Annotated in this window: 24 protein-coding genes; 12 read left to right on the top strand and 12 right to left on the bottom strand. The window is 56.3% G+C overall.

What is annotated here, in order from left to right; all coding sequences use genetic code 11:
- Positions 1–85: 85 nt before the first annotated feature.
- The gene (locus tag ACUTQW_RS08390) at positions 86–1,195 is read right to left on the bottom strand and encodes a YbdK family carboxylate-amine ligase (RefSeq protein ID WP_006326183.1); all 1,110 of its coding nucleotides are present in this window, start codon (positions 1,193–1,195) and stop codon (positions 86–88) included.
- Positions 1,196–1,360: 165 nt separating this feature from the next.
- Here ACUTQW_RS08390 and ACUTQW_RS08385 point away from each other — a divergent pair, with 165 nt between their 5' ends.
- The 3 genes from ACUTQW_RS08385 to arsC all read left to right on the top strand — a co-directional run bounded on the left by ACUTQW_RS08385 (position 1,361) and on the right by arsC (position 3,506).
- On the top strand, positions 1,361–1,699 hold the full coding sequence (locus ACUTQW_RS08385) for a metalloregulator ArsR/SmtB family transcription factor (protein ID WP_006326182.1): 339 nt from the start codon (positions 1,361–1,363) through the stop codon (positions 1,697–1,699).
- Positions 1,700–1,770: 71 nt separating this feature from the next.
- A complete protein-coding gene (locus ACUTQW_RS08380) occupies positions 1,771–3,054 on the top strand; it encodes an arsenic transporter (RefSeq protein ID WP_006326181.1) in 1,284 nt (427 codons plus the stop codon).
- A gap of 20 nt (positions 3,055–3,074) precedes the next feature.
- Entirely contained in the window at positions 3,075–3,506 is a 432-nt protein-coding gene (gene arsC / locus ACUTQW_RS08375; protein ID WP_006326180.1) for a glutaredoxin-dependent arsenate reductase, read from the top strand.
- Between the two features lie 16 nt (positions 3,507–3,522).
- Here the strand turns inward: arsC and pcaD are convergent, their stop codons facing one another.
- From pcaD to ACUTQW_RS08355, 4 genes are read right to left on the bottom strand one after another with little or no spacing between them, the layout of a single operon-like run.
- Entirely contained in the window at positions 3,523–4,290 is a 768-nt protein-coding gene (pcaD, locus tag ACUTQW_RS08370; protein ID WP_020439269.1) for a 3-oxoadipate enol-lactonase, read from the bottom strand.
- Positions 4,287–5,489 (bottom strand): 3-oxoadipyl-CoA thiolase, encoded by a 1,203-nt coding sequence (pcaF, locus tag ACUTQW_RS08365; RefSeq protein ID WP_006326178.1) that lies wholly within the window; start codon positions 5,487–5,489, stop codon positions 4,287–4,289. Before pcaF ends, pcaD begins: the two co-directional genes overlap by 4 nt.
- On the bottom strand, positions 5,467–6,147 hold the full coding sequence (locus ACUTQW_RS08360; RefSeq protein WP_006326177.1) for a 3-oxoacid CoA-transferase subunit B: 681 nt from the start codon (positions 6,145–6,147) through the stop codon (positions 5,467–5,469). The genes pcaF and ACUTQW_RS08360 overlap by 23 nt, the downstream gene beginning before the upstream one ends.
- Positions 6,148–6,158: 11 nt before the next feature.
- Positions 6,159–6,845, bottom strand: coding sequence for a 3-oxoacid CoA-transferase subunit A (locus ACUTQW_RS08355; RefSeq protein ID WP_006326176.1), 687 nt, complete (start codon positions 6,843–6,845; stop codon positions 6,159–6,161).
- A gap of 245 nt (positions 6,846–7,090) precedes the next feature.
- Here ACUTQW_RS08355 and ACUTQW_RS08350 point away from each other — a divergent pair, with 245 nt between their 5' ends.
- Positions 7,091–7,927 (top strand): IclR family transcriptional regulator domain-containing protein, encoded by an 837-nt coding sequence (locus ACUTQW_RS08350; protein ID WP_006326175.1) that lies wholly within the window; start codon positions 7,091–7,093, stop codon positions 7,925–7,927.
- An 89-nt stretch (positions 7,928–8,016) separates the two neighbouring features.
- On the opposite strand, the gene ACUTQW_RS08345 is transcribed toward ACUTQW_RS08350, so the two are convergent.
- Genes ACUTQW_RS08345 through ACUTQW_RS08325 form a run of 5 tightly spaced genes read right to left on the bottom strand, consistent with a single transcriptional unit; the run spans position 8,017 to position 15,315 of the window.
- Complete coding sequence (locus tag ACUTQW_RS08345; protein ID WP_445654835.1) at positions 8,017–13,623, bottom strand: trifunctional serine/threonine-protein kinase/ATP-binding protein/sensor histidine kinase; 5,607 nt, start codon at positions 13,621–13,623, stop codon at positions 8,017–8,019.
- Between the two features lie 30 nt (positions 13,624–13,653).
- On the bottom strand, positions 13,654–14,037 hold the full coding sequence (locus tag ACUTQW_RS08340; protein WP_006326173.1) for a response regulator transcription factor: 384 nt from the start codon (positions 14,035–14,037) through the stop codon (positions 13,654–13,656).
- A 26-nt stretch (positions 14,038–14,063) separates the two neighbouring features.
- Positions 14,064–14,330, bottom strand: coding sequence for a XapX domain-containing protein (locus tag ACUTQW_RS08335; protein WP_006326172.1), 267 nt, complete (start codon positions 14,328–14,330; stop codon positions 14,064–14,066).
- A 1-nt stretch (position 14,331) separates the two neighbouring features.
- Positions 14,332–14,574, bottom strand: a complete 243-nt coding sequence (locus tag ACUTQW_RS08330; protein WP_020439267.1) for a DUF1427 family protein — start codon at positions 14,572–14,574, stop codon at positions 14,332–14,334.
- 54 nt (positions 14,575–14,628) lie between these two features.
- Complete coding sequence (locus tag ACUTQW_RS08325) at positions 14,629–15,315, bottom strand: hydrolase (protein ID WP_004946197.1); 687 nt, start codon at positions 15,313–15,315, stop codon at positions 14,629–14,631.
- Positions 15,316–15,627: 312 nt separating this feature from the next.
- Between ACUTQW_RS08325 and ACUTQW_RS08320 the strand changes: the two genes are divergently transcribed.
- From ACUTQW_RS08320 to ACUTQW_RS08305, 4 genes are read left to right on the top strand one after another with little or no spacing between them, the layout of a single operon-like run.
- On the top strand, positions 15,628–17,505 hold the full coding sequence (locus ACUTQW_RS08320) for an amidohydrolase (RefSeq protein WP_006326170.1): 1,878 nt from the start codon (positions 15,628–15,630) through the stop codon (positions 17,503–17,505).
- Between the two features lie 4 nt (positions 17,506–17,509).
- Positions 17,510–17,938 (top strand): DoxX family protein, encoded by a 429-nt coding sequence (locus ACUTQW_RS08315; protein ID WP_006326169.1) that lies wholly within the window; start codon positions 17,510–17,512, stop codon positions 17,936–17,938.
- Positions 17,925–19,553 (top strand): MFS transporter, encoded by a 1,629-nt coding sequence (locus ACUTQW_RS08310; RefSeq protein ID WP_006326168.1) that lies wholly within the window; start codon positions 17,925–17,927, stop codon positions 19,551–19,553. Before ACUTQW_RS08315 ends, ACUTQW_RS08310 begins: the two co-directional genes overlap by 14 nt.
- A 48-nt stretch (positions 19,554–19,601) precedes the next feature.
- A complete protein-coding gene (locus ACUTQW_RS08305; RefSeq protein WP_006326167.1) occupies positions 19,602–20,423 on the top strand; it encodes an alpha/beta fold hydrolase in 822 nt (273 codons plus the stop codon).
- Between the two features lie 53 nt (positions 20,424–20,476).
- Here ACUTQW_RS08305 and ACUTQW_RS08300 read toward each other — a convergent pair whose 3' ends face one another.
- On the bottom strand, positions 20,477–21,097 hold the full coding sequence (locus tag ACUTQW_RS08300; RefSeq protein WP_006326166.1) for a response regulator transcription factor: 621 nt from the start codon (positions 21,095–21,097) through the stop codon (positions 20,477–20,479).
- 540 nt (positions 21,098–21,637) lie between these two features.
- Between ACUTQW_RS08300 and umuD the strand changes: the two genes are divergently transcribed.
- The 4 genes from umuD to ACUTQW_RS08280 all read left to right on the top strand — a co-directional run bounded on the left by umuD (position 21,638) and on the right by ACUTQW_RS08280 (position 26,245).
- Positions 21,638–22,060, top strand: coding sequence for a translesion error-prone DNA polymerase V autoproteolytic subunit (umuD, locus tag ACUTQW_RS08295; RefSeq protein WP_006326165.1), 423 nt, complete (start codon positions 21,638–21,640; stop codon positions 22,058–22,060).
- A 233-nt stretch (positions 22,061–22,293) separates the two neighbouring features.
- Positions 22,294–23,304, top strand: a complete 1,011-nt coding sequence (locus ACUTQW_RS08290) for a LacI family DNA-binding transcriptional regulator (protein ID WP_006326164.1) — start codon at positions 22,294–22,296, stop codon at positions 23,302–23,304.
- 138 nt (positions 23,305–23,442) lie between these two features.
- Complete coding sequence (locus tag ACUTQW_RS08285; RefSeq protein ID WP_004946181.1) at positions 23,443–24,864, top strand: glycoside-pentoside-hexuronide (GPH):cation symporter; 1,422 nt, start codon at positions 23,443–23,445, stop codon at positions 24,862–24,864.
- A gap of 25 nt (positions 24,865–24,889) precedes the next feature.
- A complete protein-coding gene (locus ACUTQW_RS08280; protein ID WP_006326163.1) occupies positions 24,890–26,245 on the top strand; it encodes a NosD domain-containing protein in 1,356 nt (451 codons plus the stop codon).
- A 149-nt stretch (positions 26,246–26,394) separates the two neighbouring features.
- Here ACUTQW_RS08280 and ACUTQW_RS08275 read toward each other — a convergent pair whose 3' ends face one another.
- Positions 26,395–26,889, bottom strand: a complete 495-nt coding sequence (locus ACUTQW_RS08275; protein WP_006326162.1) for a thioredoxin family protein — start codon at positions 26,887–26,889, stop codon at positions 26,395–26,397.
- Positions 26,890–26,988: the final 99 nt, after the last annotated feature.

Genomic DNA, 26,988 nt, shown 5'->3' with positions numbered 1-26,988 from the left:
AATGAACAGTCGCTTTGGCGTATGGAATCGATAGCTGAAACCTGTGTGGTTCCTTCGCCGTGGGCAGCCATTTTCGGTCAGCCGTTTAATGCGGCGGCTGCAACAGCTCATGGCAGAGTTGTTTGATCACTTCCTTTTGCTGCAGGCCGTTATGCCGCAGGCGGCGTATGCGGTCCGCATCGTTCAGCGCTATCTTGACGTAATGCTCAACACCATCGAGCAGCGCGTTTTCTTCGCTGTTTTGCACGCCAGGCCGCAGAGCGGCGAGTGTGGCCAGCATATGCGATGTCAGGCTGCAGCGGCGCAGCGTGGCGGGATCCACATAGTCGGCGCCAAAGCCGTGGCGACAGGCATTGATCTTGTTGTAGTTGGTAAAGGCGACATATTCTGCAATAACCCTTTGTCTGTTATCCAACAGGTATCTGGCCAGCAACCGGCAGTAACCGGCTAATGTGGCCGCATGGTGAATATGCAACGGCGTATCGCAGACCCTGACTTCCACCGTACCTAACTCCGGTTTTGGACGCACGTCCCAATAAATGTCTTTGATGCCTTCAATCACCCCGGCGCTGGTAAGTCTTTCATAATACACAGTGAATTCATCCCAATTATAGATTTGCTCAAGGCAGCCGTAATTGGGGAAAGAGTTTTGCGCGCTGAAACGGGAACTGGCAAACAGGGTATCGACGCCCTGATAGAGCGGCGAAGAGGCGCTCAAGGCAATCAGATGCGGCAAATAGGGCGTCATGGCATGGCACAGATACATAGCCTCGTCACCGTCGTTGACGCCGATATGGATATGTTGGCCGAACACGCAGGCCAGCTTGGAAAGGTAGCCAAAGCGGCTGGCCAGCAATGTGTAGCGTTCGGAGTCGGTAATGACCTGTTGACGCCAGTCGTTGCTCAGATGGCGGCCTCCACCGCAAACGTCGCAATCAATGCGCTGTGCGCTTGCGCGTATCTTCCCGGTCAGCTCGTTCAGCTCTGCCAACAGTTCGCCGATATCGGTATGCACCGAACTGTTTAACTCCACCATCGATTTAGTCAGCTCGTGCTTGACGCGTTTTTTGTCGCCGACGTCCACCACCACCCGGTCGGCCTTGTGCGACAGATCGTAGCTGTCATTATCCACCAGCTGCAGTTCTATCTCCGTACCAAGGGTAAGCCTTTCCGAACATTTGAAGGGTAGCGACATCACACATCTCCAGAACTGCGGCGGTGTACTCAGTATAGTGCGTCAGTAGGGCCTTGACGTTCGCGGATGCCTTGTAAAAAGGTTATTATATTTGATTATCCATATGTGTTGTTGACATCGCCCGGCTGCGAATTATGATGGCGGTTATCATTCGGAGAGAAATCTATGCCATCACTGACGCCGCTGAAACTGTTTAAGAATTTGTCGGACGACACTCGGTTGAACCTGGTGTTGTTGTTGCGCCAGGCGGGGGAGCTGTGCGTATGCGAGCTGTCCGGCGCGTTAGACGAGTCGCAGCCCAAAATTTCCCGTCATCTCGCTATGCTGCGTGAAAGCAGCCTGTTGCTCGATCGCCGTGAAGGTAAGTGGATCTTTTACCGGTTGTCACCGCATATGCCGGCCTGGGCTGCGGCGATTATCGAGCAAGCCTGGCTCAGTCAGCAGCAACGGTTCACCGAACTGGCGCAGCAAGCTGCAGCGGGTGGCCGGGTGCTCTGCCGGTAACGTTAAAAAATTTGTTTTTATATATTCGAAAAATCATATGTGTTTATGGCGTGATGCGCCAGGGAGCGATGATGGTACTGGCTGGGGCAATTTTTATTCTGACACTCATTTTGGTGATCTGGCAGCCAAAAGGGTTGGGCATTGGCTGGAGCGCCTCGCTCGGGGCGGTGCTGGCGCTGCTGACTGGCGTGGTGCATCCCGCTGATATTCCGCTGGTTTGGCACATTGTCTGGAACGCCACGGCGACCTTTATCGCGGTGATCGTCATCAGCCTGTTGCTGGATGAGTCCGGCTTCTTTGAGTGGGCGGCGCTGCACGTTGCGCGCTGGGGCAAGGGCAAAGGGCGGTGGTTGTTCACCTATATTGTGTTGCTGGGGGCTAGCGTGGCGGCGCTGTTCGCCAACGACGGCGCGGCACTGATCCTTACGCCGATTGTGATTGCGATGCTGCTGGCGCTGGGGTTCAGCTCGGGCGCCACGCTGGCGTTCGTGATGGCGGCGGGATTTATTGCCGACACAGCCAGCCTGCCGCTGGTGGTCTCTAATCTGGTGAACATCGTCTCGGCAGATTTTTTCAAGCTGGGCTTTACTCAGTATGCCTCCGTGATGGTGCCGGTGGACATTGCCGCCATTGTCGCAACGTTGGTGATGCTGCACCTGTATTTTCGCAAGGATATTCCGGTGAGCTATGACCTGGCGCTGCTGCGGCCGCCGCGCGAGACGATCCGCGATTTGCCGACCTTTAAAGCCGGTTGGGGCGTGTTGGCCATGCTGCTGGTGGGTTTCTTTGGCCTGGAGCCGCTTGGCGTACCGGTCAGCCTGGTCGCCGCCGTGGGGGCGTTGATCCTGCTGGCAGTGGCGAAAAGGGGGCATGCGATTGACACCGGTAAAGTGTTGCGTGGTGCGCCCTGGCAGATCGTAGTGTTCTCGTTGGGCATGTACCTGGTGGTCTACGGTTTGCGCAACGCGGGATTAACCGATCTGCTGTCCGGTATGCTGGATAGCCTGGCCGAGCGGGGGCTGTGGGTGGCCACGATGGGGACCGGCTTTCTGACGGCGTTCTTGTCTTCGATCATGAATAACATGCCGACGGTGCTGGTGGGCGCGCTGTCGATCGACGGCAGCAACGCGGACGGCGTGATCAAGCAGGCGATGATTTACGCCAACGTAATAGGCAGCGATCTGGGGCCGAAAATTACCCCGATCGGCAGCCTGGCTACGCTGCTGTGGTTGCATGTGCTGTCGCAGAAAAATATCGTCATCACCTGGGGATATTACTTCCGGGTGGGGATAGTGATGACACTTCCGGTGTTGTTTGTCGCGTTGGCCGCTCTGGCCCTGCGCCTGTCGCTTTAGTGTTAACAAGAGAGAACCCCATGAGCCAGATAACCATTTATCATAACCCGGCCTGCGGCACCTCGCGCAATACGCTGGCATTGATCCGTAACAGCGGCGTGGAGCCTGCGGTGATCCTGTATCTGGAGACGCCGCCCAGCCGTGACCAACTGGTCAAACTGATTGCCGATATGGGCATTTCCGTGCGTGAGTTGCTGCGCAAAAACGTCGAACCTTACCAACAACTGGGGCTGGCGGACGCACAGTGGAGCGATGCTCAACTTATCGACTTTATGTTGCAGCAGCCGATTTTGATTAACCGGCCGATAGTGGTGACACCCTTGGGCACGCGGCTGTGCCGTCCGTCGGAGGCGGTGCTGGATATCCTGCCGGATCCTCAGCAGGGTCCGTTCAGCAAAGAAGACGGCGAGCCGGTGATTGATGCGCAGGGGCAACGAATCACGGGAAAATGACAGGCCCGCCGGCCCGTCAATCCTTCTCGGTGAGGAACTCGATAACGCTTTGGCCGAACGCTTCCGCGCAGGCCACGTTGGAAATATGCGAGGCCGGCAAGACGTTTAACCGGGCATGTGGCGCGTTGGCGACCAAAAATTCGGCGTCCGCCACGGTGGTGACCGGATCATGTTCCCCCGCAATGACCAACATCGGCCGCGCCATCTGGCGGGTCTGGTCACGAAGATCGGCCTGCGCCAGCGCATCGCAGCAGGCTGCGTAACCGGCGGCGTCGCCTGCTGCCAGCCCGTCAACCAGCGCAGCAACCTGCTGCGGCGAGCGCTGCAAAAAGGCTTCGGTGAACCAGCGTGAAGGGGATGCGGCGGCCACCGCCGCCAATCCCTCGCAGCGCACTTGTTGCGCACGCAGTTGCCAGCCTTCAGCGCTGCCGATGCGCGCGGCGGTATTCGCCACCACCAGGCGATCGATGCGTTGCGGGTGGTAGCGGTTGAGCCACAGCCCGGTCAGCCCGCCCATCGAAATGCCGCAAAAGTGGGCGCTTGGCGCACCCAGCCGGTCGAGCAGGGCGACAACGTCATTGCCCAGCGTTTCCAGCCGCAGCGGGGTCGCCGGCAAGGGGGTTGCGCCGTGGCCGCGTTGGTTGTAGCGCAACACGCGAAAGTGTTCGCACCATGCCGGCAACTGCGCCTGCCACATGTCGAAGGTGGTGCCGAGCGAGTTGGACAGCACCAACAGCGGCGCACCGGCGCGGCCATCGAGGCGATAGTCGATGGCCATATTCATACCCGCTCGATGATCAGCGCAATACCTTGGCCAACGCCGATGCACATGGTGCATAACCCGTAGCGTCCCCGAGTTTTCTGCAATTGCCAGGCGGCGTTCATCACCAGCCTGCCACCGGAAGCGCCCAGCGGATGACCCAGCGCAATCGCGCCGCCGTTCGGGTTCACCTGTGCGGCGTCGTCACTCAGTCCCAGCTCACGAGTCACCGCCAGCGCCTGCGCGGCAAAGGCTTCGTTAAGTTCGATAACGTCCATTTGATCGAGCGTCAGACCGGCGATTTTCAGCACTTTGCGCACCGCCTCTGTCGGCGCAAAGCCCATAATCGAAGGTTCAATGCCGGTCACGGCGCTGGCGACAATGCGCGCCATTGGCTGTAAGCCGTGGCGGGCTACGCCGCGTTCTCCGGCCAGCAACAATGCGCAGGCACCGTCGTTCAGTCCGGAGGCATTACCGGCGGTGACGGTACCCTGCGGATTAACTACCGGTTTCAACTTCGCCAGTGCCTCGAGCGTAGTGGCGCGCGGATGTTCATCCTGGCGGAACAGCAGTGGGTCGCCTTTTTTCTGCGCCAGACTGACTTCAATCAGTTGCTCGGCAAAGAAACCGCTTTCCTGGGCCGCTGCGGTGCGTTGCTGGCTGCGCAGGGCGAAAGCATCCTGATCCTGGCGGCTAATGCCAAACTTCAGGGCTACGTTTTCAGCGGTCTGCGGCATAGAGTCCACGCCGTATTGCGCCTGCATTTGCGGATTGATAAACCGCCAGCCCATGGTGGTGTCTTCTATTTTCATCGCCCGGCTAAAGGCGCTCTCCGCTTTGCCCATCACAAACGGCGCCCGCGACATGCTTTCCACGCCACCGGCAATCATCAGCTCACTTTCACCGGTCTTGATGGCGCGGGCCGCCATCGCCACCGCATCCAGGCTGGAGCCGCACAGACGATTGAGGGTGCAACCGGGGATCTGCACCGGCAGGCCAGCCAGCAGCAGCGCCATGCGTGCCACGTTGCGGTTATCTTCTCCCGCCTGGTTGGCGCAGCCGAGCAACACGTCATCTACCGCGCTCCAGTCAAGCTGCGGGTGGCGCGCCTGTAGCGCTTTCAGCGGCAGGGCGGCCAGATCGTCGGCGCGGACAGTGGCGAGACTGCCGTTCAGACGGCCAAAAGGTGTACGAACGGCGTCACACAGATAGGCTGGATTCATGCGTTGGTTCTCCGTGCTGAAGGGCAAAGGTCAATTCGACCGGGGTGACTTCCTGTAATTGCTGCGGGGTCAGCCCGCCGAATATTTCGCGTACCACCAGGCCCTGAGGCGTAACGTCCATCACCGCCAGATCGCTGTAGATGCGGTCAATGCAGCCGACGCCGGTCAGAGGATAGGTACAGTGGCGGACAATCTTGCATTCGCCTTTTTTGGTCAGATGTTCGGTCATCACAAAGACCTGGCGTGCGCCAATCGCCAAATCCATCGCGCCGCCGACTGCCGGTATGGCCCCCGGTGCGCCGGTGCTCCAGTTGGCGAGATCGCCCCGTTCGGAGACCTGATAAGCACCCAGTACGCAGATATCCAGGTGGCCGCCGCGCATCATGGCGAAAGAGTCGCCGTGATGGAAAAAGCAACCGCCTTTCAGCAGCGTGACCGGCTGTTTGCCGGCGTTGATCAGATCAGGATCCTCCAGCCCCTCTGCCGGTGCAGGGCCCATGCCGAGGATGCCGTTTTCGCTGTGCAGAAAAATTTCTTTGTCCGTCGGCAGGTAGTTGGCGATCTGCGTCGGGATGCCGATGCCCAGATTCACATAGGCGCCTTCCGGGATGTCGCGCGCAATGCGCTCGGCCAACTGCTGGTGAGTGAGTTTTGACATAAGTCCGTTCCTTAAGCCGACAGTTGCGCTGCGCTTGCCGGGGAAGTTACCAGGCGTTGCACGAAGATCCCCGGCGTGATGATGGTTTCAGGGTCCAGTTGGCCCAGGGGCACCAGCTGATTGATTTCAGCGATGGTGCAATGGGCGGCCATCGCCATGATCGGCCCGAAGTTGCGCCCGGTTTTGGAATACAGCAGGTTGCCCCAGCGGTCGCCTTTTTCAGCCTTGATCAGAGCAAAATCGGCCTTTAGCGGCAGCTCAAACACGTACTGGCGGCCGTCTATCTCACGGGTTTCCTTGCCTTCCGCCAGTTTGGTGCCGTAACCGGTCGGCGTGTAGAAGCCGCCGAGGCCGGCACCGCCGGCCTGAATGCGGGCGGCCAGATTGCCCTGCGGGATCAGCTCCAGTTCCAGTTCGCCGCGGCGGTACAGGTCGTCAAATACCCAGGAGTCGGACTGGCGCGGGAAAGAGCACACCACTTTGCGCACACAGCCGGCCTTCAGCAGCGCGGCCAGGCCGAAATCCCCGTTACCGGCGTTATTGCTGATCAGCGTCAGCTCGCGCGGACGGTGGCGGATCAGCGCATCCAGCAGGGCGCAGGGTTGGCCGGCAGGGCCAAAACCACCGACCATAAGGGTGGCTCCATCCGGTATATCGGCGACGGCGGCGTCTGCGGATGCCACGTTTTTATCGATCATCAGCTCTCCTGAGTAGGCTACGGTTAATTCAGCGTCACACTGGTGGTTCTGGCTCTAAATTAAATGATGAAAAATACAGCGACAAGTGCGAATATCAGCGTATTGTGCGATTATCGAAACATTGGTGGTTAAGCTGCTCATTTTGTGATGCAGGTAACTAAATCGATATTTGGCGTTGTTTCGGCACTGTTTTCGGCACTTCGGGCGTATCAGCCCAGGCGTCATCGAAAGAAGGGAGGATCAGTATGGGTGATGTTTCGGAATTTGGCGGCGGGGAGCTGCGTCGGCTGCAGGAGATCGGCGATTTAAGCAACGAGAGGTACAAGGGCGATCCCAACTTTATGGCTTCGCTGGCCCGGGGATTAGAGGTGTTGCAGGCCTTCCAGCCGCAGTATTCGCAGATGTCGGTTTCCGAAATCAGCCAGATTACCGGTATACCGCGCGCTGCGGTGCGCCGTTGCCTGTACACTCTGCGGGCGCTGGGTTTTGTGCATTGCCCCGACGGCCGACATTATCGGTTGCTGCCTCGGGTGCTGACCATCGGTCACGCCTATCTTTCCTCTTCCGAACTGGCGAAGGCGGCGCAGAATTCGCTGGATTACCTTAGCAAGCTGCTCAACGAGTCCTGCTCGGTGGCAACGCTCGACGGCGACAACATTTTGTATATCGCTCGCGCCTCGGTGAAGCGCATCATGACGATTGATCTGGGGCGCGGCAGCCGCTTGCCGGCCTACGCCACGTCAATGGGGCTGGTTTTGCTCAGTGCGCTGAATGAGGAACAGTTGGAGGATTATCTGTCGCGGGTGTCCTTCGAACCGCTGACCGAGCATACCGTGACCAGCGCGGAACAGCTGCGTGAACAGTTGGCTAAAGTGCGCAGGCAGGGATATGCCATCAACGATCAGCAACTGGAGATTGGTCTGCGTTCGATCGCGGTGCCGATGCATTCGCGCAAGGGCGGCGGCGTGGTGGCGGCAATGAACGTGGGGGTCAATGCTTCGCAAATTTCCTCGGCGGAGTTGCGTGAGCGGGTGCTGCCACAGTTGCAACGCGCGGCGATGGAACTGGCGCTGCTGCTGTAGCCGCTAACCCGGCGGCTCGCCTCATTCGGGGCAGTTTGGCTGAGACGGGCCGCCGGGATTTCACCCGATGATCACGCAAATTCCTGTGCTCATTGCGGCATAATGGCGCTTTCATTGCCGGCGGTTGGCACCACAAAACTGAAGCAACTGCCGCAGGGTTCCGCCGCCTGCGCTTTCAGCGCGCCCCGATGCCGTTCAATAATGGTGTGGCTGATGGTCAACCCCATTCCCATTCCCTGCGCTTTTGTGGTGTAGAAAGAATCGAAAACCCGTTCCATTACGTCAGGATCCAGCCCGACGCCGTTGTCCATTATGCGTAGCTCAACCCTGCCGTCATCTGGGTTCAACGTGGTTATCCTAAGCGTTCGCGTACGATCGCTCACTTCAGACAAAGCCTCGATCGCGTTCATCACCAGGTTAATCAATACCTGTTGAATCTGAACGCTATCGCCAAAGATGAAGCTGTCGGCGGCCTTCAGTTCATACTCCACCGCCACGCGGCGTTGCTCGATTTCGCTGCGTGACAGGGTCATGATATGGCGGACAAGGTAGTGCAGATCGATACGGGAAAAGACCGGCTCCTGCTTGCGCGTCAGGGTTTGCAGGCTGCGAATGATTTCACCTGCGCGCTGGCCTTCTGCAATGATCTCCTCCAGCCCCGTACGAATATTGTCATGCCGGACAGGGTCGTGGTTCAGCCAGCGCAGGCTTGCCCCGGCGTTCGAGACAATCGACATCAAGGGTTGATTGATTTCGTGCGCAATGGACGAGGTCAACTGGCCGACGGTGGTCGCGCGGGAAACGCGGGCCAGCTCGGCCTGGGCCACCCTGACGGCGTCCTCCGTCTGCCGCTGGGCAGTGATGTCGGTGATGGTGCCGTAGTATTCGTAGACCTCGGTGCCCACGCCGACAGGGTTACCGATGCCCAATATGTAGCGGCAAACGCCATCCGCGCTCATGATGCGAAACTCGGCCCGCAGGGGTTGCCCGTCTCTCACCCCGTCGGTGACGACGGTGCTGACTCGCGCATAGTCGTCCGGGTGAACGAAGGTAAGAAACTCGGCCATAGAAATCATTTTCTGCTTTTCGGGCAGGCCGAGAATACGGGCATATTCTTCGGACATGAACATCAGATCCTGCTCCAGCTCCCAACGCCAACTGCCGGTATGACTGATCTGCTCGCCCAGCATCAGCGAGGTCTGGCTTGATCTGAGCTCTTTCTCCACTCGCCTGCGCTGAATGTTCTCCTCAAGCAATTCGGCATACAGTCTTGCGGTTTCGAGCGATACTGCGGCATGCGCGCCGAGCAGGTTAACCACTTTCGAATGCTCGGCGGTGAAGATTTCAGGCATTAAGCGGTTTTCGAGATACAACACGCCGACCAGCCGCGCCTGCTTGAACATCGGCACGCACAAAACGGCGGCGCCGGAAGTCACGAGGTAAGGATCCTGCGAGAAAGGGCTGAATTCTTCCGGCTTGCCGGTGCGTATTTCTTGCCCGGTGCGGATCACGGCGGACAGTACCGACAGCGGCATGTCGGTGGCCATCGGCACATCTTTTATAATCCGCACCCTGACGCCGTCGCTGCCGGTATAGGCGCTTGCCTCGATTTCAGGAATGTTGTTGTCCAATATGCGGATCAACAGGCCGCGTTGGGCACCGGCACGTTCCAGCAGCATGGTCATCAGTATCTGAATAAGCCGTTCCAGATTGATCTCTTCAGACAGGGCACGCGATGCTTTGATGACACTTTGCAGATCGCGGATTTCTTCATTCTGGGCAAAGGCGATGGTGTCATAAGGCGTTGCCTGACCAGGGGACACCAGATGGGGATAAGCCTGTTTCAGCTGATTCACCTTGGCCTGAGCACCTGCACGCCCCCATGCCGCCATTGCGCCTCGAAAGTGGGCATCGGCGGCAGTATGGTAGCCGCAACTGAGCGCGAAGCGACCCGCGAGTTCATGAGCCAGCGCATTGCTGGGGTTGAAACCCGAGTCCCGCGAGAGCCTTACCGCTTTTTCATACTGTTCGAGCGCAATGCTGTTCATGCCGTCAAGGCGGACAATCTCCGCATACACCAGCGCTTCTTTGTCGGCGAATGTGCCCGGATTAATGCGCGCCCAGAGCGCGATTTTGTCATGGTGCTTTTGCAGTTTTCGCCGGTGTTCAACGGAGAAGGTATCCGGTGTCAGTTGAGCGCTTAACGTCAGCGCGCTGTACAGATGCAAATCCAGCAGGTGGATATGCCCCGGCGCAGACCAGGAAAAGGACTCAGCCTGTTTCAGCGACTCTTCCGCCTGCGGGTATTCGTCGGCGACAAAATGCGTCATGCCCCGATACAGCCAGAACCAGAACATCATGGTGGACATTTGCTGCGGCGCCTGTTCCGGCGCGGTCGGCAGCAGCGAGTCAGGCAGCGCATCCACGCCGCCCCAGGCTCCTGGCGATGCCCCGCGCAAATGCTCCACATAATGCCGCTGGATCAACATAATGCGTTCAACGTCCGGAAAATGGGATTTCCGCACAAAGGCCAGCCCCCGTTCGATGCTGGTCAGCACGTTATCGAGATGATCGCCGCGGCTTAAAAAGTTAATGATCTGATGACAGGCGGCAAAAGAGGCGACGGTCAGATCGCCGTGCGTCACCGCCGCCGTGAAGCAGGCTTTGGCGCATTCGGTGGTGTAGGAGAGCGGCTGGGTCCAGACGCTCAACTGATCGAGCGGCAGCAGCGTTTTCGCTTCGTAAACGCTATAACCGTGGCGCGTCACGAGTTCACGGGCCAGCACCGCGTATTTGAAGCCCAACCGATATTCGGCATAGCGGTGGCCGATCAGCACGCCAAACCAGCCCATCGCCGACGTTGAGGCGCCGGTAATGCCGTGTTCCAGCGTTAGATGCAGCATCTGGCACAGCAACATGAAGTGCAGGCGTGGGCTGATGAAGCTGGCGGACAGACCGGCACGGGCCAGCAAACTCATCGCGGCTTCCGTTTCAGGATTAGCCATGAGCGGCAATTGATTGAAAATCGCGGCCGGGCTATCACCGATACGGGCGTGGAGCATTTTCCAGGCTGTCTCGCATTCCGCATCGTCGGGGTGTCGGTTAAGCGTAATGCCGGATACCGTCAGCCAGCATAATGCGGTCTCCAGCGCCAGCGGGTTATCCGATTGGCGCATATGCACTTCCGCCAGCAAATTGGCCGCGGAGATTTTTTCCGCCAACCCGCCAGGCGAAGCCAGCAACCGGTCGCTCAAATGCCGCGCCGCGACCAGGTTACCCAGTAAAAACGCGCATTCGGCCTCTTCCAGCTCCAGCGCGAAATCGGCGGCACTATCAGACACAGGGCCGCCGAGTGCACGGGCGGTCTGTAGATAGCGCTGTGCCGAGAGGTAGTCGCCGGAACGCTTCGCGCGGCGGGCCGCCAGCATGCTCAATTCGCGGAACATTTTGCGCTGTTGCGGCGGCTGTACGCAGTCAATGGCTGCGGACACATGGTGAATGGCGCGAAACAGCATCTCATTGCCCGCCGCCTGGCGTGAAGCTTCGGCCAGCAGGCTTGCCGTCGTGAGGTGCAGATGCCCCCGTTCGCCGGCATCCAGCAGGGCGAAGGCCGCTTCCTGCACGCGATCGTGGGGGAAGGTGTAGGTGTCGGCGGACAGGGTAATCAACTGGGCGGTAACCGCAGGGTGCAGTTGATAGCGGATATCCGTATCGGAGAGGTTCAGGACGCGGCTAATGGTGCCAAGCTCACCGCTGCTACCCAGGCAGGCCAGGCTGCCTAACAGCTTGCGGGTTTCTTCGGGCATTTTCTCCAGTTGCTGCAATACCAGGCCGACGACGTTTTCGGTGTAATGACGAGCCTGAATGGTCGGCACGTCGTAATACCACTTGCCTTGATACTTGTTGTGCGTCACTAGGCCGTCATCGACGATGCGTTTGAAAAACTCATGCACGAACAGCGGGTTGCCGCCGGTTTTTTCATGAATCAGACGAGCCAGGTCGAGGGTGTCGGTTGAGCGCCGCTGGAAGACGTCGGCCAGCCAACGAGCGACGGCTTTAACCGAGAGCGGCGCCGGTATGATGTCGATTTTACGTTGAGCCGCATCACGAAGACGGCCCAGCGCTTCAGACGCCGAAAGGTTGTCCGTTGAAGAGGGATCGCGCAGGGCAACCACCAACAGCAACGGCAGCGCATCGCTGTTTTTAAGCAGATATTCCAGCACCTGCAAGCTGGCGGCATCGATCCAGTGAATATCGTCAATCAGCAACACCAGCGGGCAGCCGGGGGTGGCAAAGGTATTGACCAGGCTGACTATCATAAGATTAAAGCGGGCCCGGGCATCGGTCGACAGCGAGTCGGGGGCCTGCCGGGATTTCCGCTCCAGCAACAGACCCAGTTCAGGCACCAGGTTAATGGCCAACCCCTCGTAACCGTCCAGCGTGCGCGCCAGGCGGGTTTTCCATAGCGCGACATCTTCTGCCGGCAATCCCAGCAGTTTCAGGGTCAGCGTCCGGAAGGCGGAGGTCAGCACGCCATAAGGCAGCGACGACGAAAACTGGTCGACTTTACCCACGGCAAGCAGCGTGCGCCGGTTTTTCAGCTCTTTTAACGCTGAGGCGATCAGCGAGGATTTACCGATGCCAGAAGGCCCGCTGATGACCGCAAGCGCGTGGGTTCCGCTCTGGTTAACCTTGTCGAACGCGGCGACAAGCTCGCGACCCTGTGGATGGAGGGTATACAACGTATCGGCGAGATGAAACTCGGGTGCGCGATCCTGCAACCCGGGAGGAAAGGGCATGATGTCATTGTCATCGGTCAGGGTGGCCTGACAGCGGCGCAGGTCAGCGACCAACCCGTCGACCGTCTGGTAACGGTTATCGGGCGACTTGGCCAACAACCGCAGGACCAGCGTCGAAAGCATGGCCGGTATCTGTTCGCGCAGCAGATGAGGCGGGCGTGGCTCCGAAGCGATATGGTGATGCGCCCATTCCGCCAGGCCGCCTTCGCTGAGGTCGAAGGGCAAAGAGCCGGTCAGCAGCTCATAAAAAACGATGCCAAGGCTATAGAGATCGCTGCGGCTGTCCACCGATCTTTGCGTGCGCGAAGTATGTTCGGGTGACATATAGGCGAGCGTGCCGCCAAAAAACGGCAGGCGGGTCTGTTTTAACTCTTCCGCAGTGCCCGTCGTCAGACCAAACCCGGCAAGGCGGCATGAGGCATCTTCCTGGATAAAGATATTGCCCGGCTTGATATCGCCGTGGATCAGGTTGTGCCTGTGCATCTGGCGCAGTGGGGCACATATCCGGATGGCAAGCTCCAGGAAGCTGGCAATGCAGGCCATCGGCTGCCCCGTGATGCGGGCCAGGGAGTCAAAGGAAAATGACGGATAGACCAGCGCGTATCGGCCGCGATACTGCGTACAGGCGGCGGGTTTCACCGCCCAGGCGTCGGACAGGTAGGGACGCAGCAGAAATTCATTTTTCAGCAGTTGCGTCGCGTCCGCTTCCGCCTCATCGCTGACCGCCGTGGCGAGGATGAAAGCCCCGTTCGAAAATGGGTGCCGCCCGTTCATCCAGACGATGCAGCCTTCCTGAACAAGTGGCGTAAAAATGACATCATCTTTAAATGCAAAAAACTGCCCATCCTGAAAATCAGGAAGGGCAGCCCGGTCTGGCGGTATCAGCGGGTCATTCATTCGGCTCTCTCGCAGGAAGCGGTCTTGTCATCAGGCGTTTTTATCGCCTCTCAATGCGTGTTGTATCAGGCCCAGGAGTGCGTCGATGTCGATAGGCTTACGCAAAAAAGCAACGGCGCCGAGTTTAAGGGCTAGCCGTTGCATATTTTCATCACCGTGGCCGGATATAAATATCACCGGTGGCGGCGTTGCGTAAGTCTTTATTTTTTCATAAAGCTCAACGCCACCCATTCCTTTTAGCTTGATGTCGATAATGACCAACGAAGCGTCTGACAGCGCGGTTTTTTCGTTTAAAAACGCCTCGGCGGATTCGAAGGCGCATGTCGCGTAACCGTCCGACTGCAGCAGGTTGATTAACCCGCTGCGGACAGAACGTTCATCATCGACAATAGCAATGCGCTGCGGCAGCATCATGCTGAAATTCCTTTGGCAAATTATGACTAAAGCGGAGGGTCCTCTGTTGTCGTCTGGGGCTTGGCCGGCGGAGTTCCGCAGATTTTGGGGACGCACTCATGGCGAAACCACGCCAGCGTCAGCGGTTGCCGATTTATAAGCCGCCGGGTGACCGGGATAATCTGTTCGCCGATCAGCATACCAAACAGGCCCAGCAGGGCAATAACCGGCGGTGCCGGTGAATGAATATTCAATGCGGCATAGATAATACCGGCCAGAAGGCCGATGGCCAGCGAAACGAGCCATGCTTTCATTTCAGTCCCCTTTCGCAGGGCAGGTTACAGTGGAAGAGGCTGCCGCGCCGGGCTGCGCCTGACAAAGCTGAATGTGGGCGGTCTGCTCAGGTTGCAACGCCTGTACCGTCAAACGCTCTCCCGCCAGCATTCCCAGCAGGCCCACCAACGCCAGTGCCGGGGGGGCCGGCGAGCGGACCTTAAGCAGCGCATAGATCAGGCCAATGAGGACGCCGGCGGCAAGGGACATTAATCCTGCGCTCATCATTATCTCCAGTACAGAAGCCGGCCGGGTTCTCTGCCGGCCGGCTTCCCGAGGTTAGCGTGCGGCGACCGGCGCCAGAGTGCGGTGTTCGCTCTTCTGACGCGAAGGCGCTTTATGCACCATGGTATAGGCGTAATCCACGCCCATGCCGTAAGCGCCCGAATGCTCTTTCACGATATCCATTACCGCGTTGTAGGTCTCTTTGTGTGCCCAGTCCCGTTGCCATTCCAACATCACCTGTTGCCAGGTTACCGGGATCACGCCTGCCTGAATCATGCGCTGCATAGCATAATCGTGCGCTTCTTTAGAGGTGCCGCCTGACGCATCAGCCACCATATAGATTTCATAGTCGCCTTCCAGCATGGCGCACAGGGCAAAGCTGTTGTTGCAGACTTCGGTCCACAGGCCGGCAACCACCACTTTTTTCTTGCCGTTGGCGGCCAGCGCGTCGCGCACTTTCTGATCGTCCCACGAGTTCATCGAGGTACGCTCGAGGATGTCCTTACCCGGGAACACGTCCAGCAGTTCCGGATAGGTATTACCTGAGAAGCTCTCGGTTTCAACGGTTGTAATGAGGGTTGGAATGTTGAATACCTTTGCGGCTTTCGCCAGGGCAACGGTGTTGTTTTTCAGCACCTGGCGGTCAATCGACTGTACGCCAAAAGCCATCTGAGGTTGGTGGTCGATAAAAATCATCTGGCAGTTGGCAGGCGTCAGGACTTCAAGCTTAGAGGTTGTCATAAAAATACCTTTGGGATGAGGTTAAAAGTAACAAGGTCATCGCGCCGTTGGCGCAGCGACGGAGCCGAGAGCTACCGGGTGGTAAACGCTATCAACGGATTGAATGTTAGGCTGGCGGCGGGGGCGAAACTATTATCTGTTGGTATAACTAACCTTTCGTATACCTATACTTTGGTATATCTATCCCTTTGTATAACTGGTCTTTTCCCATTCCTATTCCATAATCCTTTCAATTCGCGCCGCTCTGAAGAGCCGCGTACCTTGTGTCCGGCGGCCTTCTGCCTGAACCGGACGTCTCAGACTGGAGGATCTATGGTTTCGCTGGGCAAAGCTGATTTGATACTGGTTAACGGGCAGTTTCATACTGTCGATCGCGAAAAACCGCTGGCGGAAGCCGTGGCGATCCGCGAGGGCAAGTTCCTTGAAGTCGGTACCGTCGCCGAAGTGATGCAGCACCACTGCGAAGGCACGAAAGTGGTGGATCTTAAGGGGCACACTGCGGTGCCGGGGCTTAATGATTCACACCTTCACCTGATCCGCGGTGGCCTGAACTACAACCTTGAACTGCGCTGGGAAGGCGTGCCGTCGCTGGCGGATGCCTTGCGGATGTTGAAAGATCAGGCGCTGCGCACGCCATCGCCGCAATGGGTGCGCGTGGTGGGCGGCTGGACGGAGTTCCAGTTTGCCGAACGCCGCATGCCAACGCTGGATGAGATCAACGAAGCCGCGCCGGATACGCCGGTGTTTATTCTGCATCTTTACGATCGTGCGCTGCTCAATCGCGCAGCATTGAGAGTGGTGGGCTATACCAAAGACACCCCCAATCCGCCAGGCGGCGAAATTCAGCGCGACGGCAACGGCAACCCGACCGGCATGCTGATTGCACGCCCTAACGCCATGATCCTCTATGCCACACTGGCCAAAGGGCCGAAGTTGCCGCTGGAACAACAGGTGAATTCGACCCGCCAGTTCATGCGTGAACTGAACCGTCTGGGCCTGACCAGCGCCATCGATGCGGGCGGCGGCTTCCAAAACTACCCGGAAGACTACCAAGTGATCGCCGAGTTGCACGAGAAGAAGCAGATGACGCTGCGCATCGCTTACAACCTCTTTACCCAGCGGCCGGGGCATGAGCTGGAAGATTTCGAAAAATGGACCGACATGCTGACGCCGGGCCAGGGCAGCGACTTCTTCCGCCATAATGGCGCAGGCGAAATGCTGGTGTTTTCCGCCGCGGACTTCGAAGACTTCCTGGAACCGCGCCCGGATCTGGCGCCGGGCATGGAAGACGAGCTGGAGCGTGTCGTACGCCACCTGGTCGAGCATCGCTGGCCGTTCCGCCTGCATGCGACCTACAACGAATCCATCAGCCGCATGCTGGACGTGTTTGAAAAAGTCAACCGCGAGATCCCGTTCAATGGCTTGCACTGGTTCTTTGACCATGCAGAAACCGTGACCCAGAAAAACATCGATCGTATCAAGGAGCTTGGCGGCGGCATTGCCGTGCAGCACCGCATGGCCTTCCAGGGCGAATACTTCGCCGAGCGTTACGGCATTGAGGCTACCCGCCACACGCCACCGGTGGCCCGCATGCTGGACACCGGCGTGCCGGTGGGGCTGGGAACGGACGCGACCCGCGTGGCCAGCTACAACCCGTGGACGGCGCTTTACTGGCTGGTTTCCGGCCGCACCGTGGGCGGCATGCAGATGTATGACGCCAATGCGCGTCTGGATCGCGATACCGCGCTGATGCTGTGGACGCAGGGCAGCGCCTGGTTCTCCAGCGAGCAGGGCAAAAAAGGGCAGATCAAAGCGGGCCAACTGGCGGACCTGGCCGTGCTCAGCAAGGATTACTTCTGCGTGCCTGAAGAAGAGATCAAGGGCATCGAATCCGTGCTGACGGTGGTCGGTGGCGACATCGTTTATGCCGCCGGCACGTTCGGGCCGTTGGCGCCGCCGTCCATTCCGGTGTTGCCGGACTGGTCGCCGGTGGTGAAGGTGCCGGGTCACTACCGCAGCGCACCGCCGGTAGCGAACGCGCGCGTCGGCATGATGTCACAGGCGCATCACTGCAGCGGCCCTTGTGGGGTGCATACCCACAATCATGATATAGCCCGCGGCTCCAGCGTACCCGTTGCAGATGACAATGCATTCTGGGGCACGCTCGGCTGCAGCTGCTTTGCGTTTTAATCCTATGAAAACGTCATCTGCATTTTTCATCGCGCCCCGGATCGATCTGGGGCTGTTCTTCCTGCGCCTGACCGGCAGCCTGCTCTTGCTGCACGTGCACGGTTTGCCGAAGGTGTTTAATTTCAGCGAAGAACTGACACGCATCGAAGATCCTTTTGGTTTCGGGCCTTACATGAGCCTGTTGCCCGCCATTTTGGCCGAAGTGGTCTGCCCGGTGTTCATTATTCTGGGGTTCGGTACGCGTATCGCCTGTCTGCCCATTATCGGCGTGCTGCTGGTGGCGATGCTGTTCGTGCACCCAGGCTGGTCCATCGCCGAAGGGCAGTTCGGCTGGCTGCTGCTGATCATCTTTACCACGCTGGCGATAACCGGACCGGGTAAATGGCGTATCGGTGCAGACAGGCCGCTGGAGAGGCGTTATGACGCAGATTAATGATATTCACAGCATCACAGCTGAAGCGCTGAAAGAGGTGCCGGCGGCGAGCGCATCGCCGTGGCAACCGCTGCGCCAACGCGTGTTCCGCATGCTGTGGATAGCCACCGTCGTTTCCAATATCGGTTCATGGATGAACGATATCGGGGTGAACTGGACCATGCTGACGCTCAGTGCCGATCCGCTGTCCGTCGCCATGGTCCAGGTGGCCAGCAGCTTGCCGATGTTTCTGTTTGCGCTGCCTTCCGGGGTGATGGCGGATATTGTCGATCGCCGTAAATACCTGCTGTTTTCGCAGGTCTGGGTGTTTATCGCCGCGGCCGGGCTGACCCTCTTGTCGGTGACGGGCCACGTCACCCCCGGGGTGTTGTTGGTTGCGGCCTTCCTGCTGAGTGCCGGCGCGGCCATGAGCTCGCCGCCATTCCAGGCCATCGTGCCCGATCTGGTCAGCAAAAATGAGATGGGGCCGGCCATTGCGCTCAATTCATTGGGCATCAACATCAGCCGCGCCATCGGCCCGGCGTTGGGCGGGCTGATTCTTTCCTTCGCCGGCCCCTGGATGGTGTTTTTGCTCAATGCCATCTCGGTGCTGGGCGTGGCCTGGGTGCTCTACCGCTGGAAGGCGGAACCGAGCGTTCAGCGCCTGCCGCCCGAGCACTTTTTCTCCGCCGTGCGAGCCGGGTTTCGCTATGTGCATGCCGCACCGGTTTTGCGCAATGTGCTGGTCCGTACGGTAGCTTTTTTCACGTTCGGCAGTGCGGGCTGGGCTTTGCTGCCGCTGGTCGCGCGGCGTGAACTTGGGCTTGGCCCGGGCGGTTACGGGATCATGCTGGCCTTTATCGGCGTAGGGGCGATTTTCGGTGCCGTGTTGCTGCCTCGCTTGCGTAAGTCCTTCAACCCGGATCGGCTGATGGTGCTGGCCAGCCTGCTGTTTGCCGTCACGATGCTGGCGCTGGCGTTTGTCCGTAACGTCTGGCTGCTCAACGCGTTTGAATTTTTCACCGGTTTTTCCTGGATAGCGGTGCTGTCTACGCTGAACCTCGGCGCACAGCGCAGCGCAGCGAAATGGGTGAAAGCGCGCGCGTTGGCGGTGTATCTCACCGTCTTCTTCGGCTCCATGACCGCCGGCAGCGCCATTTGGGGGCAGTTGGCTTCGCATTTCGGCATTCCCGTTTCGCTGTGCGTGGCCGCGTTGGGCATGGTGTTGGCCAGTACCACGGTTTACCGCTGGCGTTTGGACCAGGATCCCGACCTGAACCTGGACATCAGTACGGAACGGGGGGCCACGCCCGAGCTGGATGTGCGCCATGACCGTGGGCCGGTGATGGTGAGCTACGAATATTTGGTTACGGCAGAGGATGCGCGCGCCTTCACGGTATGCATGCAGGATATGCGACGCGTCAGGCGGCGCGGCGGCGCCATCAACTGGTCCGTGTATGAGGATATTCTTCAGCCCGGCGTTTTTGTCGAGACGTTTGTGGTCGGTTCCTGGATGGAGTACCTGCGCCAGCAGGAGCGTTACACCGTTAATGACCAGAAAATACAAAACCGTATTTGTGCATTTCATCAGGGCGAAACACTGCCGCTGATCCGTTATCTGGTGGCGCCGGTTTAACCGGGTCCGTCAGTCGCTGAGTTTATAAACACTGCCAAGAGGTCTGTTATGAGCACGATTAAAACGAACGACGGTACGCAGATTTACTACAAAGACTGGGGGAAGGGGAAGCCGGTGCTGTTCAGCCACGGCTGGCCGCTGGACGCGGATATGTGGGACAGCCAGCTAAACTTTCTGGCTGAACGCGGCTACCGTGCCATTGCGTTCGACCGTCGCGGTTTTGGCCGTTCAGATCAGCCCTGGACCGGCTATGACTACGACACTTTCGCATCGGACATCAATGAACTGATCACGCAGCTTGATCTGCAAGACGTCACGCTGGTGGGCTTTTCTATGGGCGGTGGCGACGTGGCCCGCTATATCGGCCGCTACGGCAGCGCGCGTGTGGCTGGCCTGGTGCTGTTAGGTGCGGTCACGCCGATGTTTGGCAAAAGCGAAACGCATCCGCAAGGCGTGGACTTGTCCGTTTTCGAAGGGATCCGCAATGGGTTACGTAAAGACCGCGCCCAGTTCATCAGCGATTTCAACGTGCCTTTTTACGGCATCAATGCCGGCCAGACGATCTCTGAAGGCGTATTGACCCAGACCCTGAACATTGCTTTGCTGGCATCGCTGAAGGGGACCATCGAGTGCGTGACCGCGTTCTCGGAAACCGACTTCCGTGACGATATGCTGAAGATTGATGTGCCTACGCTGGTGATCCACGGCAGCAACGATCAAGTCGTTCCGATTGACGTCACCGGTAAAGTGGCCGCTGAAACGATCCCTGGCGCTGAACTGAAGGTGTATGACAATGCGCCTCACGGTTTTGCCGTAACGCATCAGGACCGGTTAAACGACGATCTGCTGGCGTTCTTGCAAGCTCGTTAAGCAAAATGGCTCATGTGCGGGGTTCCCTGTATGCCTGCACATGAGCCGATTTGTCAGGATGCTTTGGATTTACTGAGATTTAACCGCTCGGCATGACGCACCAAATCCGCGAGAGAACGCACCTGCATTTTATCCATCACCCGGCGACGATGTACCTTGACCGTAATTTCACTGACGCCCAGCTCTGCGGCAATCTGTTTATTCATCAAGCCTTTAATCGTCAGCTCCAGCACTTCCTGTTCGCGCGGGGTCAGCGTGAGGTGCCGCTGTTTCAGTTCGTAATGCTCGCGCAACTGATCTGAATTTTCCGCGGCCAGATTGAGGGCTTCCTGAACCGCCTTCAGCAGATCGTCGGAAGCGACCGGCTTGGTCAAAAACTCATGCGCACCGGCTTTCATCGCCTGCACCGACAGCGGGATGGTGCCGTAGCCGGTAAGGAAGATCACCGGCATTTCCCGGCCGCTGGCTTTCAGCGCGTCGGTTACCGCGAAACCATCACCGCTCGGCATGCGCATATCCAGAATGATGCAGCCGGGTATGGCGGGAAAGGCGTGTGAAAGAAAGGCCTCTGCACAGTCAAAATCAACGGCACTGTAGCCGGCAGAGTTTAACAGCCTGACAATAGATTGCCTGACCGAATGGTCATCATCGACGACATAAACGACATGTTCCATAGCTTGCCTCTGCAATTACGCCCTGCAACCGGGCATGTACCCAAGGGAATCCCACGCAGTCCGCCCGTTCTTCGGCCGGCAAATGCGCTCATGCTACCCCCCTAATTAACCCGATCCGGATGTCAAAATGAAGACATGGCGGGGGATAATCAGGCTGCTCTGCGCCGCAGGCCATTCAGGCTGGGGTTACACCTCAATGAAAAAGATAAAGACTTGTAGTTTAGACGATGAACACAGAGCGATCATATCAGTGCGAAGGCCTGCTCATCGGTCAGCATACTGGCTGAAATGACAAGAAAACCGAGAGTAAATTGATAATTTTTACGTGAAAAATCATGTCATTATAGCTATGGTATACTCTTGCGGTAAAGGTGTTTACTGATGCCTGAGGGGGGAAAATGCAGATAGGTTGCCGGCCGGCCAGGGCAGCTAAATTTCCCACGGCATCAATCGGTTCCCGGGATCCTCAAGTAAACAACTTGAACGCTATAAATTCTTTGCGATACTGTATAAAAACACAGTTAAGTAAGGTTGTTCATTATGATGCTTATTTCCCCTTCCGAAGACAATAAAACCACGCCGGCACTGCCGCTGTTTGCCGATCCCGTGGCTTGCGGTTTCCCTTCTCCTGCGCAGGATTATGTGGAGGCCCGGCTGGATATCGGCAAACTGCTGGTGCGGCACCCCAACGCCACTTACTTTGTACGCGCCAGCGGCGATTCGATGGTCGAGGGCAACATCAAGGATGGCGATCTTCTGATCGTCGACAGTTCACTGCGGGCGGAGCACGGGAACATTGTCATTGCCGCCATCGACGGCGAGTTCACGGTGAAAAAGTTGCAGCGCCACCCCGATCTGCGGCTGCTGCCGATGAACCCGGCCTATTCGCCGATCGTCTTCGGTGACGAAGACGCGCTGGAGATTTTCGGCGTGGTCACCTTTATTGTTTATGCTGCGATGTGAGTGGGAAATTAAAACCCCGGGCCTGGACGACCTGCGCATCAAACCAGAAGGACAGCGTTCCGAACCTGCTGGCGGCCCAACGTTCTATTTACTCAACAAAACCCCGCGATAGATAAAATTGAGAGCGCAAGCCGTGGTTTGATGTAACACAACGACATGTGAACTGGCTTGCATTTTCAACTCCCGTCACACTTTATAGTGAGTTCCATTGTTAGGGAGACGCAGTAATCATCATGGCATCCATTAAAGACGTAGCAAAAAAAGCCGGGGTCTCTACCGCCACCGTATCGCGGGTTTTAAATAACCACCCCAGCGTAGTGGCGGAAACACGCAAGGCGGTGCGTGATGCGATGGATTATCTTTGTTATGTGCCAAGCAAGAGTGCTTTCCAACTTAGCGGCAAATGTTCCGGGTTGATTGGCGTGGTATTGCCTAATCTGGTTAACCCTCACTTCTGTGAGCTGCTGGCGACATTTGAAGAAGAGGCCAGATACATTGGTAAGTCGGTTATCGTTAAAACGCATCAGAATCAACCGCAGCAGGATAAGCAAATTATCCATACCTTGGTCGGCATGGGGATCGACAGCCTGCTGTGGGTACCGACAGAAGTGGAGGCTGAACTCTCTGAGTGGTTAACGATCACCAACATTCCGGTGGCAGTCGTAACGCAGGTTTCCCGTTTTTTTAACTCCGTATCAATTAACCAAGGTAAAGGCGCGGAAAGCATTGCGGAACATTTTATGCAAATGGGGCATACCTCATTGGGTTTTGTTGCTCAGGAAGGTGTCGATAATCGAAAAGTGTCTTCCTACAGTAAAAAAATCAGCAGCCATGGTCTGGCTCTAGCCAAAGAGAACCAGTTCTGGATAACCAAAGGCGTGGGAGAAAAAATATCAGGCCATATAAATATACTTGATGTCATCATCGAAAAATTAACGAAGCAGCATAAAACCTGTTCCTGTCTTTTGGTTTATAACGATGTCGCCGCCAGTTATATTATTGATGGGTTAAAAGAAAAAGGCGTTGCGGTACCTCAGAATATTGCCATCGCCAGTTTCGACAACACCTTATTGGCGCAAACAAAAAAGATCACCAGCATGGCACAACCGATAAGCGAAATTGCTCACCTGGCCTTTCAAATGGTGAAAAATCAAGTTAGGCAGGAAAGTATCGAAATGCATGAAATTGTCTCACGATTAATTATACGAGAGAGCAGCGTTAATATTCACATCACTACCCTGTAATTCGATTCAGGTTTAGCCAAGGTGCAACTGTTTGCGCCAGGGATTCCTTTTAACAAAAAACGATGAAAGCGCTGGCGTTGATGGCTGGAACACGGCCCGTGCTTTGTATTCATGACTGCGCAATAAAGAGGTGGGTTTATGTCTGCTACCGCAATAGAAAAGCAAAGCGCTTACGAAAAGCTGAGCCTGAAAGAAAAGGTGGGGTACGGTATGGGGGATGCCGGATCCTGCATGATTTGGAGCGTGCTGGCGCTGTACCTGACATGGTTTTATACCGATGTGTATGGCTTGGATCCCGGGATTGTGGGCACATTATTTCTGGTCATCCGCATTTTTGACGCCTTTAGCGATCCGGTCATGGGCGCGATTTGCGACCGCACCAAAAGCCGCTGGGGTAAATTTCGGCCCTGGCTGTTGTGGATGGCGCTGCCGTTTGGTCTGGGTGCCGTTGTGATGTTCACCACACCAGACCTGAGCATGAACGGAAAAATCATTTATGCATGGGTAACTTATCTGGTGATGTCGCTGATCTATACGGCGATCAATATTCCCTATTGCTCGGTAGCGGGCGTCATTACATTGAACCAGAAAGAACGCATGGGTTGTCTGTCATGGCGTTTCTTCCTGAACGGCCTGGCGACGCTTATCGTCTCTTCTTCCATCCTGCCTCTGACCGACTGGCTGGGTAATGGCGACCGGGCTTCCGGTTTCCAGATGACGATGATGATCATGGGCGGCGCTGCGACCTTAATGTTCCTGTTCTGCTTCTCCAGTATCAAGGAACGCGTCGTTTCGATTAAAGCCAACGACAGCTTAATGCGGGATCTGAAAGACATCGCCAAAAATGACCAATGGCTACTGATGATTTCGATTACCTTCCTGAACGTCTTCCCGGCTTTTATTCGCGGTGCGGTCACTATCTATTACGCCACCTACGTAATGCAGGCCTCGGTAGGATTTATCACCTTTTTTATGGCGCTCGGCGTCGCCAGCAATATGCTGGGTAGCGTGATTGCCAAGCCGCTCACCGATCGCTTCGATAAAATAAAATTGTTCCGCATTATCAACATCATTCTCGGCATCCTGTCTTTTGCGTTATGGTTTGTCGACCCGAAATCGCTGACCCCGCTGTTAACGCTGTTTATCGTCATCAATATTCTGCATTTAATCCAGTCGGGCCCCATTCTGTGGGCAATGATGTCCGACGTTGACGACTACGGCGACTGGAAATTCGGTAAACGCCTGACCGGTATCTCCTTCGCCGGCAACCTGTTTATGTTGAAAATGGGGTTGGCGGTGGCCGGCGCGATCGTTGCCTGGATACTGTCGTTTACCGGGTATATTGCCAATAAACCGGCACAGAATACGGAGACGATTCAGGGCATTATCATGATGTTCTCGTTACTGCCCATGGTGAGTTATTTCATCAGCGCGTTTATGGTGCGCTACTTCAAGCTGAATAATGCGCTCCTCGAAAAAATCAAAGTCGATCTTGCAAAGCGTGAGCTGGAGAACGGTCGGGGTCAATCACTGGAATATAAAGACGTTCCTGTCCTTTAATGTCATCTTATAAGAGGTTTAATAAATGGCGAGTGAAAATTACTACGATGTAACAGAATGGCATGTGGGTAATCCGTATGAGGATATTGGCGAGGTAATTAATAGCATTATCGCGGATGTTAAAAGCAGGCAAACGAACGTTGATATGAATGAAGGTGGTAAGCCAGGCGCCGTTATCTATATTCCGCCAGGTGACTATCATCTTACTACGCAGGTGGTTATTGACATCAGCTATCTGAAAATTGTGGGTTCTGGTCATGGTTTCACCTCTTCCAGCATTCGTTTTAATACTCCGGAGAGTGAGCTGGCAAACTGGCACGAAGTGTGGCCGGGGGGCAGCAGAATACAGGTGGGCATATCGTCGGCGGCTGGCGATGAGGAGTATGCAGGAGCCGCATTTTATGTTCAGCGCGATGGCGCACCCCGAATTAGCTCGGTAGAGTTTGCTGACTTTTGTATTGATGGTTTACATTTTTTGGATGATGGCTCAGGAAACAATGATCCAGAAAATAGCTACACAAACGGGAAAACAGGTATTTATATTGCCAGTGCTCAAGACTCATTCCGGATTACCGGTATGGGAATGGTGTATTTGGAGCATGGGGTGACTATTTATAATGCAGATGCGCTGGATGTTCATGATAATTTCATCGCTGAATGCGGCAACTGTATAGAGCTGCGGGGTTCGGGGCAGGCGTCAAAAGTGACCGATAATCTACTAGGCGCTGGTTATAAAGGCTACTCAATTTATGCTGAGAATTTTGGTGGGCTATTAATTACGGCCAACAATATTTTCCCACGGGGTAAAAGCAGCGTCCATTTTTCTGGTGTCGTGCGCTCAGCTATCTCCAGCAATAGATTTCATTCATTTTACCCGGGAATGGTGGTGCTCCGGGGAAACTGCTCGGAAAATTTGGTTTCTTCAAATCACTTTTTACGTGACCGTGAACCCTGGCCTCCTATGCAGGCATACAACAATGGCTTGGATGATTTGTATGGCATTCTCTATATCAGTGGTGACAATAACTCTGTGATTGCCAATCATATTTCTGAAACGATAGGTACTCAGTATGTCACACCCCCTGGTGCAACACCCGTAATAATACGTATCGCTTCGGGGCAGGGAAATTATATTTCTGGCAATCATATTGTTGCCACTACCGAAGCGTCGGAGGTGCAGGCTATAGCAACGGGTTCTTGTTTCGCTACGCAAGTGGGCGCTTTGCTGGCTACCGATCAATTGCAGGAGCTTGACGTGACTACCGTACTGATAGAAAACGAATCGGTTAAAAATACGGTTCTTGATTCGGGAAGTAACGCCCAGGTTGTTATGGACAAGGCTGTAAATGCATTCAGAGCCACGCCAATGCCAGGGGTATAAATCGTCTATTCAAAAAAGCCCTGCAAATAAGCAGGGCTAAGACTCTTATTGATATTACTCGTTTTTTATTAGTACCCGGTGCTGCCCAGCACCAGGCTTAGTCGCCTGGCGTTGAGATTCACTATTTTGATCGGGTTTTCTGGCGATCCTCAGCCCTGAGGGAAAATTGAAGCCACTTCACGGGCGGTATCGGCCAGAAGCTCGCCGTTTTTGTAACTCGCGGTCACTTCTCCATTCTTGCCGATAGCGGTTTTAGGCCGTTCAATAAACTGCCCCAGCGGAATCGCGTTCTCATCCAGTACCACCGCAAACGGAATTTTGACTTTATCGACACCAAAGTGTGCTTTAAAGACGGCTTCCGCCTTATCGCGCGTGACTATGCCCAAACGAATAGCCGGTGCTGACGCGGCAACGGCATGGATAACGGGCAAGTTTTTATGGCAGTCGGGGCACCACATTTCGGCTGCAACCAGAATGCTGTACGAACCCGGCAGGTGTGACAGCTTACCGATGACATCGTCAGGCAATGCCCCTTTGGCAAGCGCCTCAAAATGCCGCAATGCCTTGCTGTCTTCTTCTGTTCCGCCGGCAACAAATTCGCTGTAACCCGATGCGGCATCAAGCAGTGCTTTGAAATCTTGCATGTATTCTCCTTAGGTATTAGCCGGCACTCGGCATCACATAACTCGGGCAATGATAAAGGCCAATGGGATCTTTTTTGCAATTATTTCTGGCATGACCGA

Source organism: Serratia sp. TSA_7, from assembly GCF_052692135.1.
The sequence above is the reverse complement of the archived record's forward strand: the minus strand, read 5'-3'. Positions and strand labels throughout refer to the sequence as shown.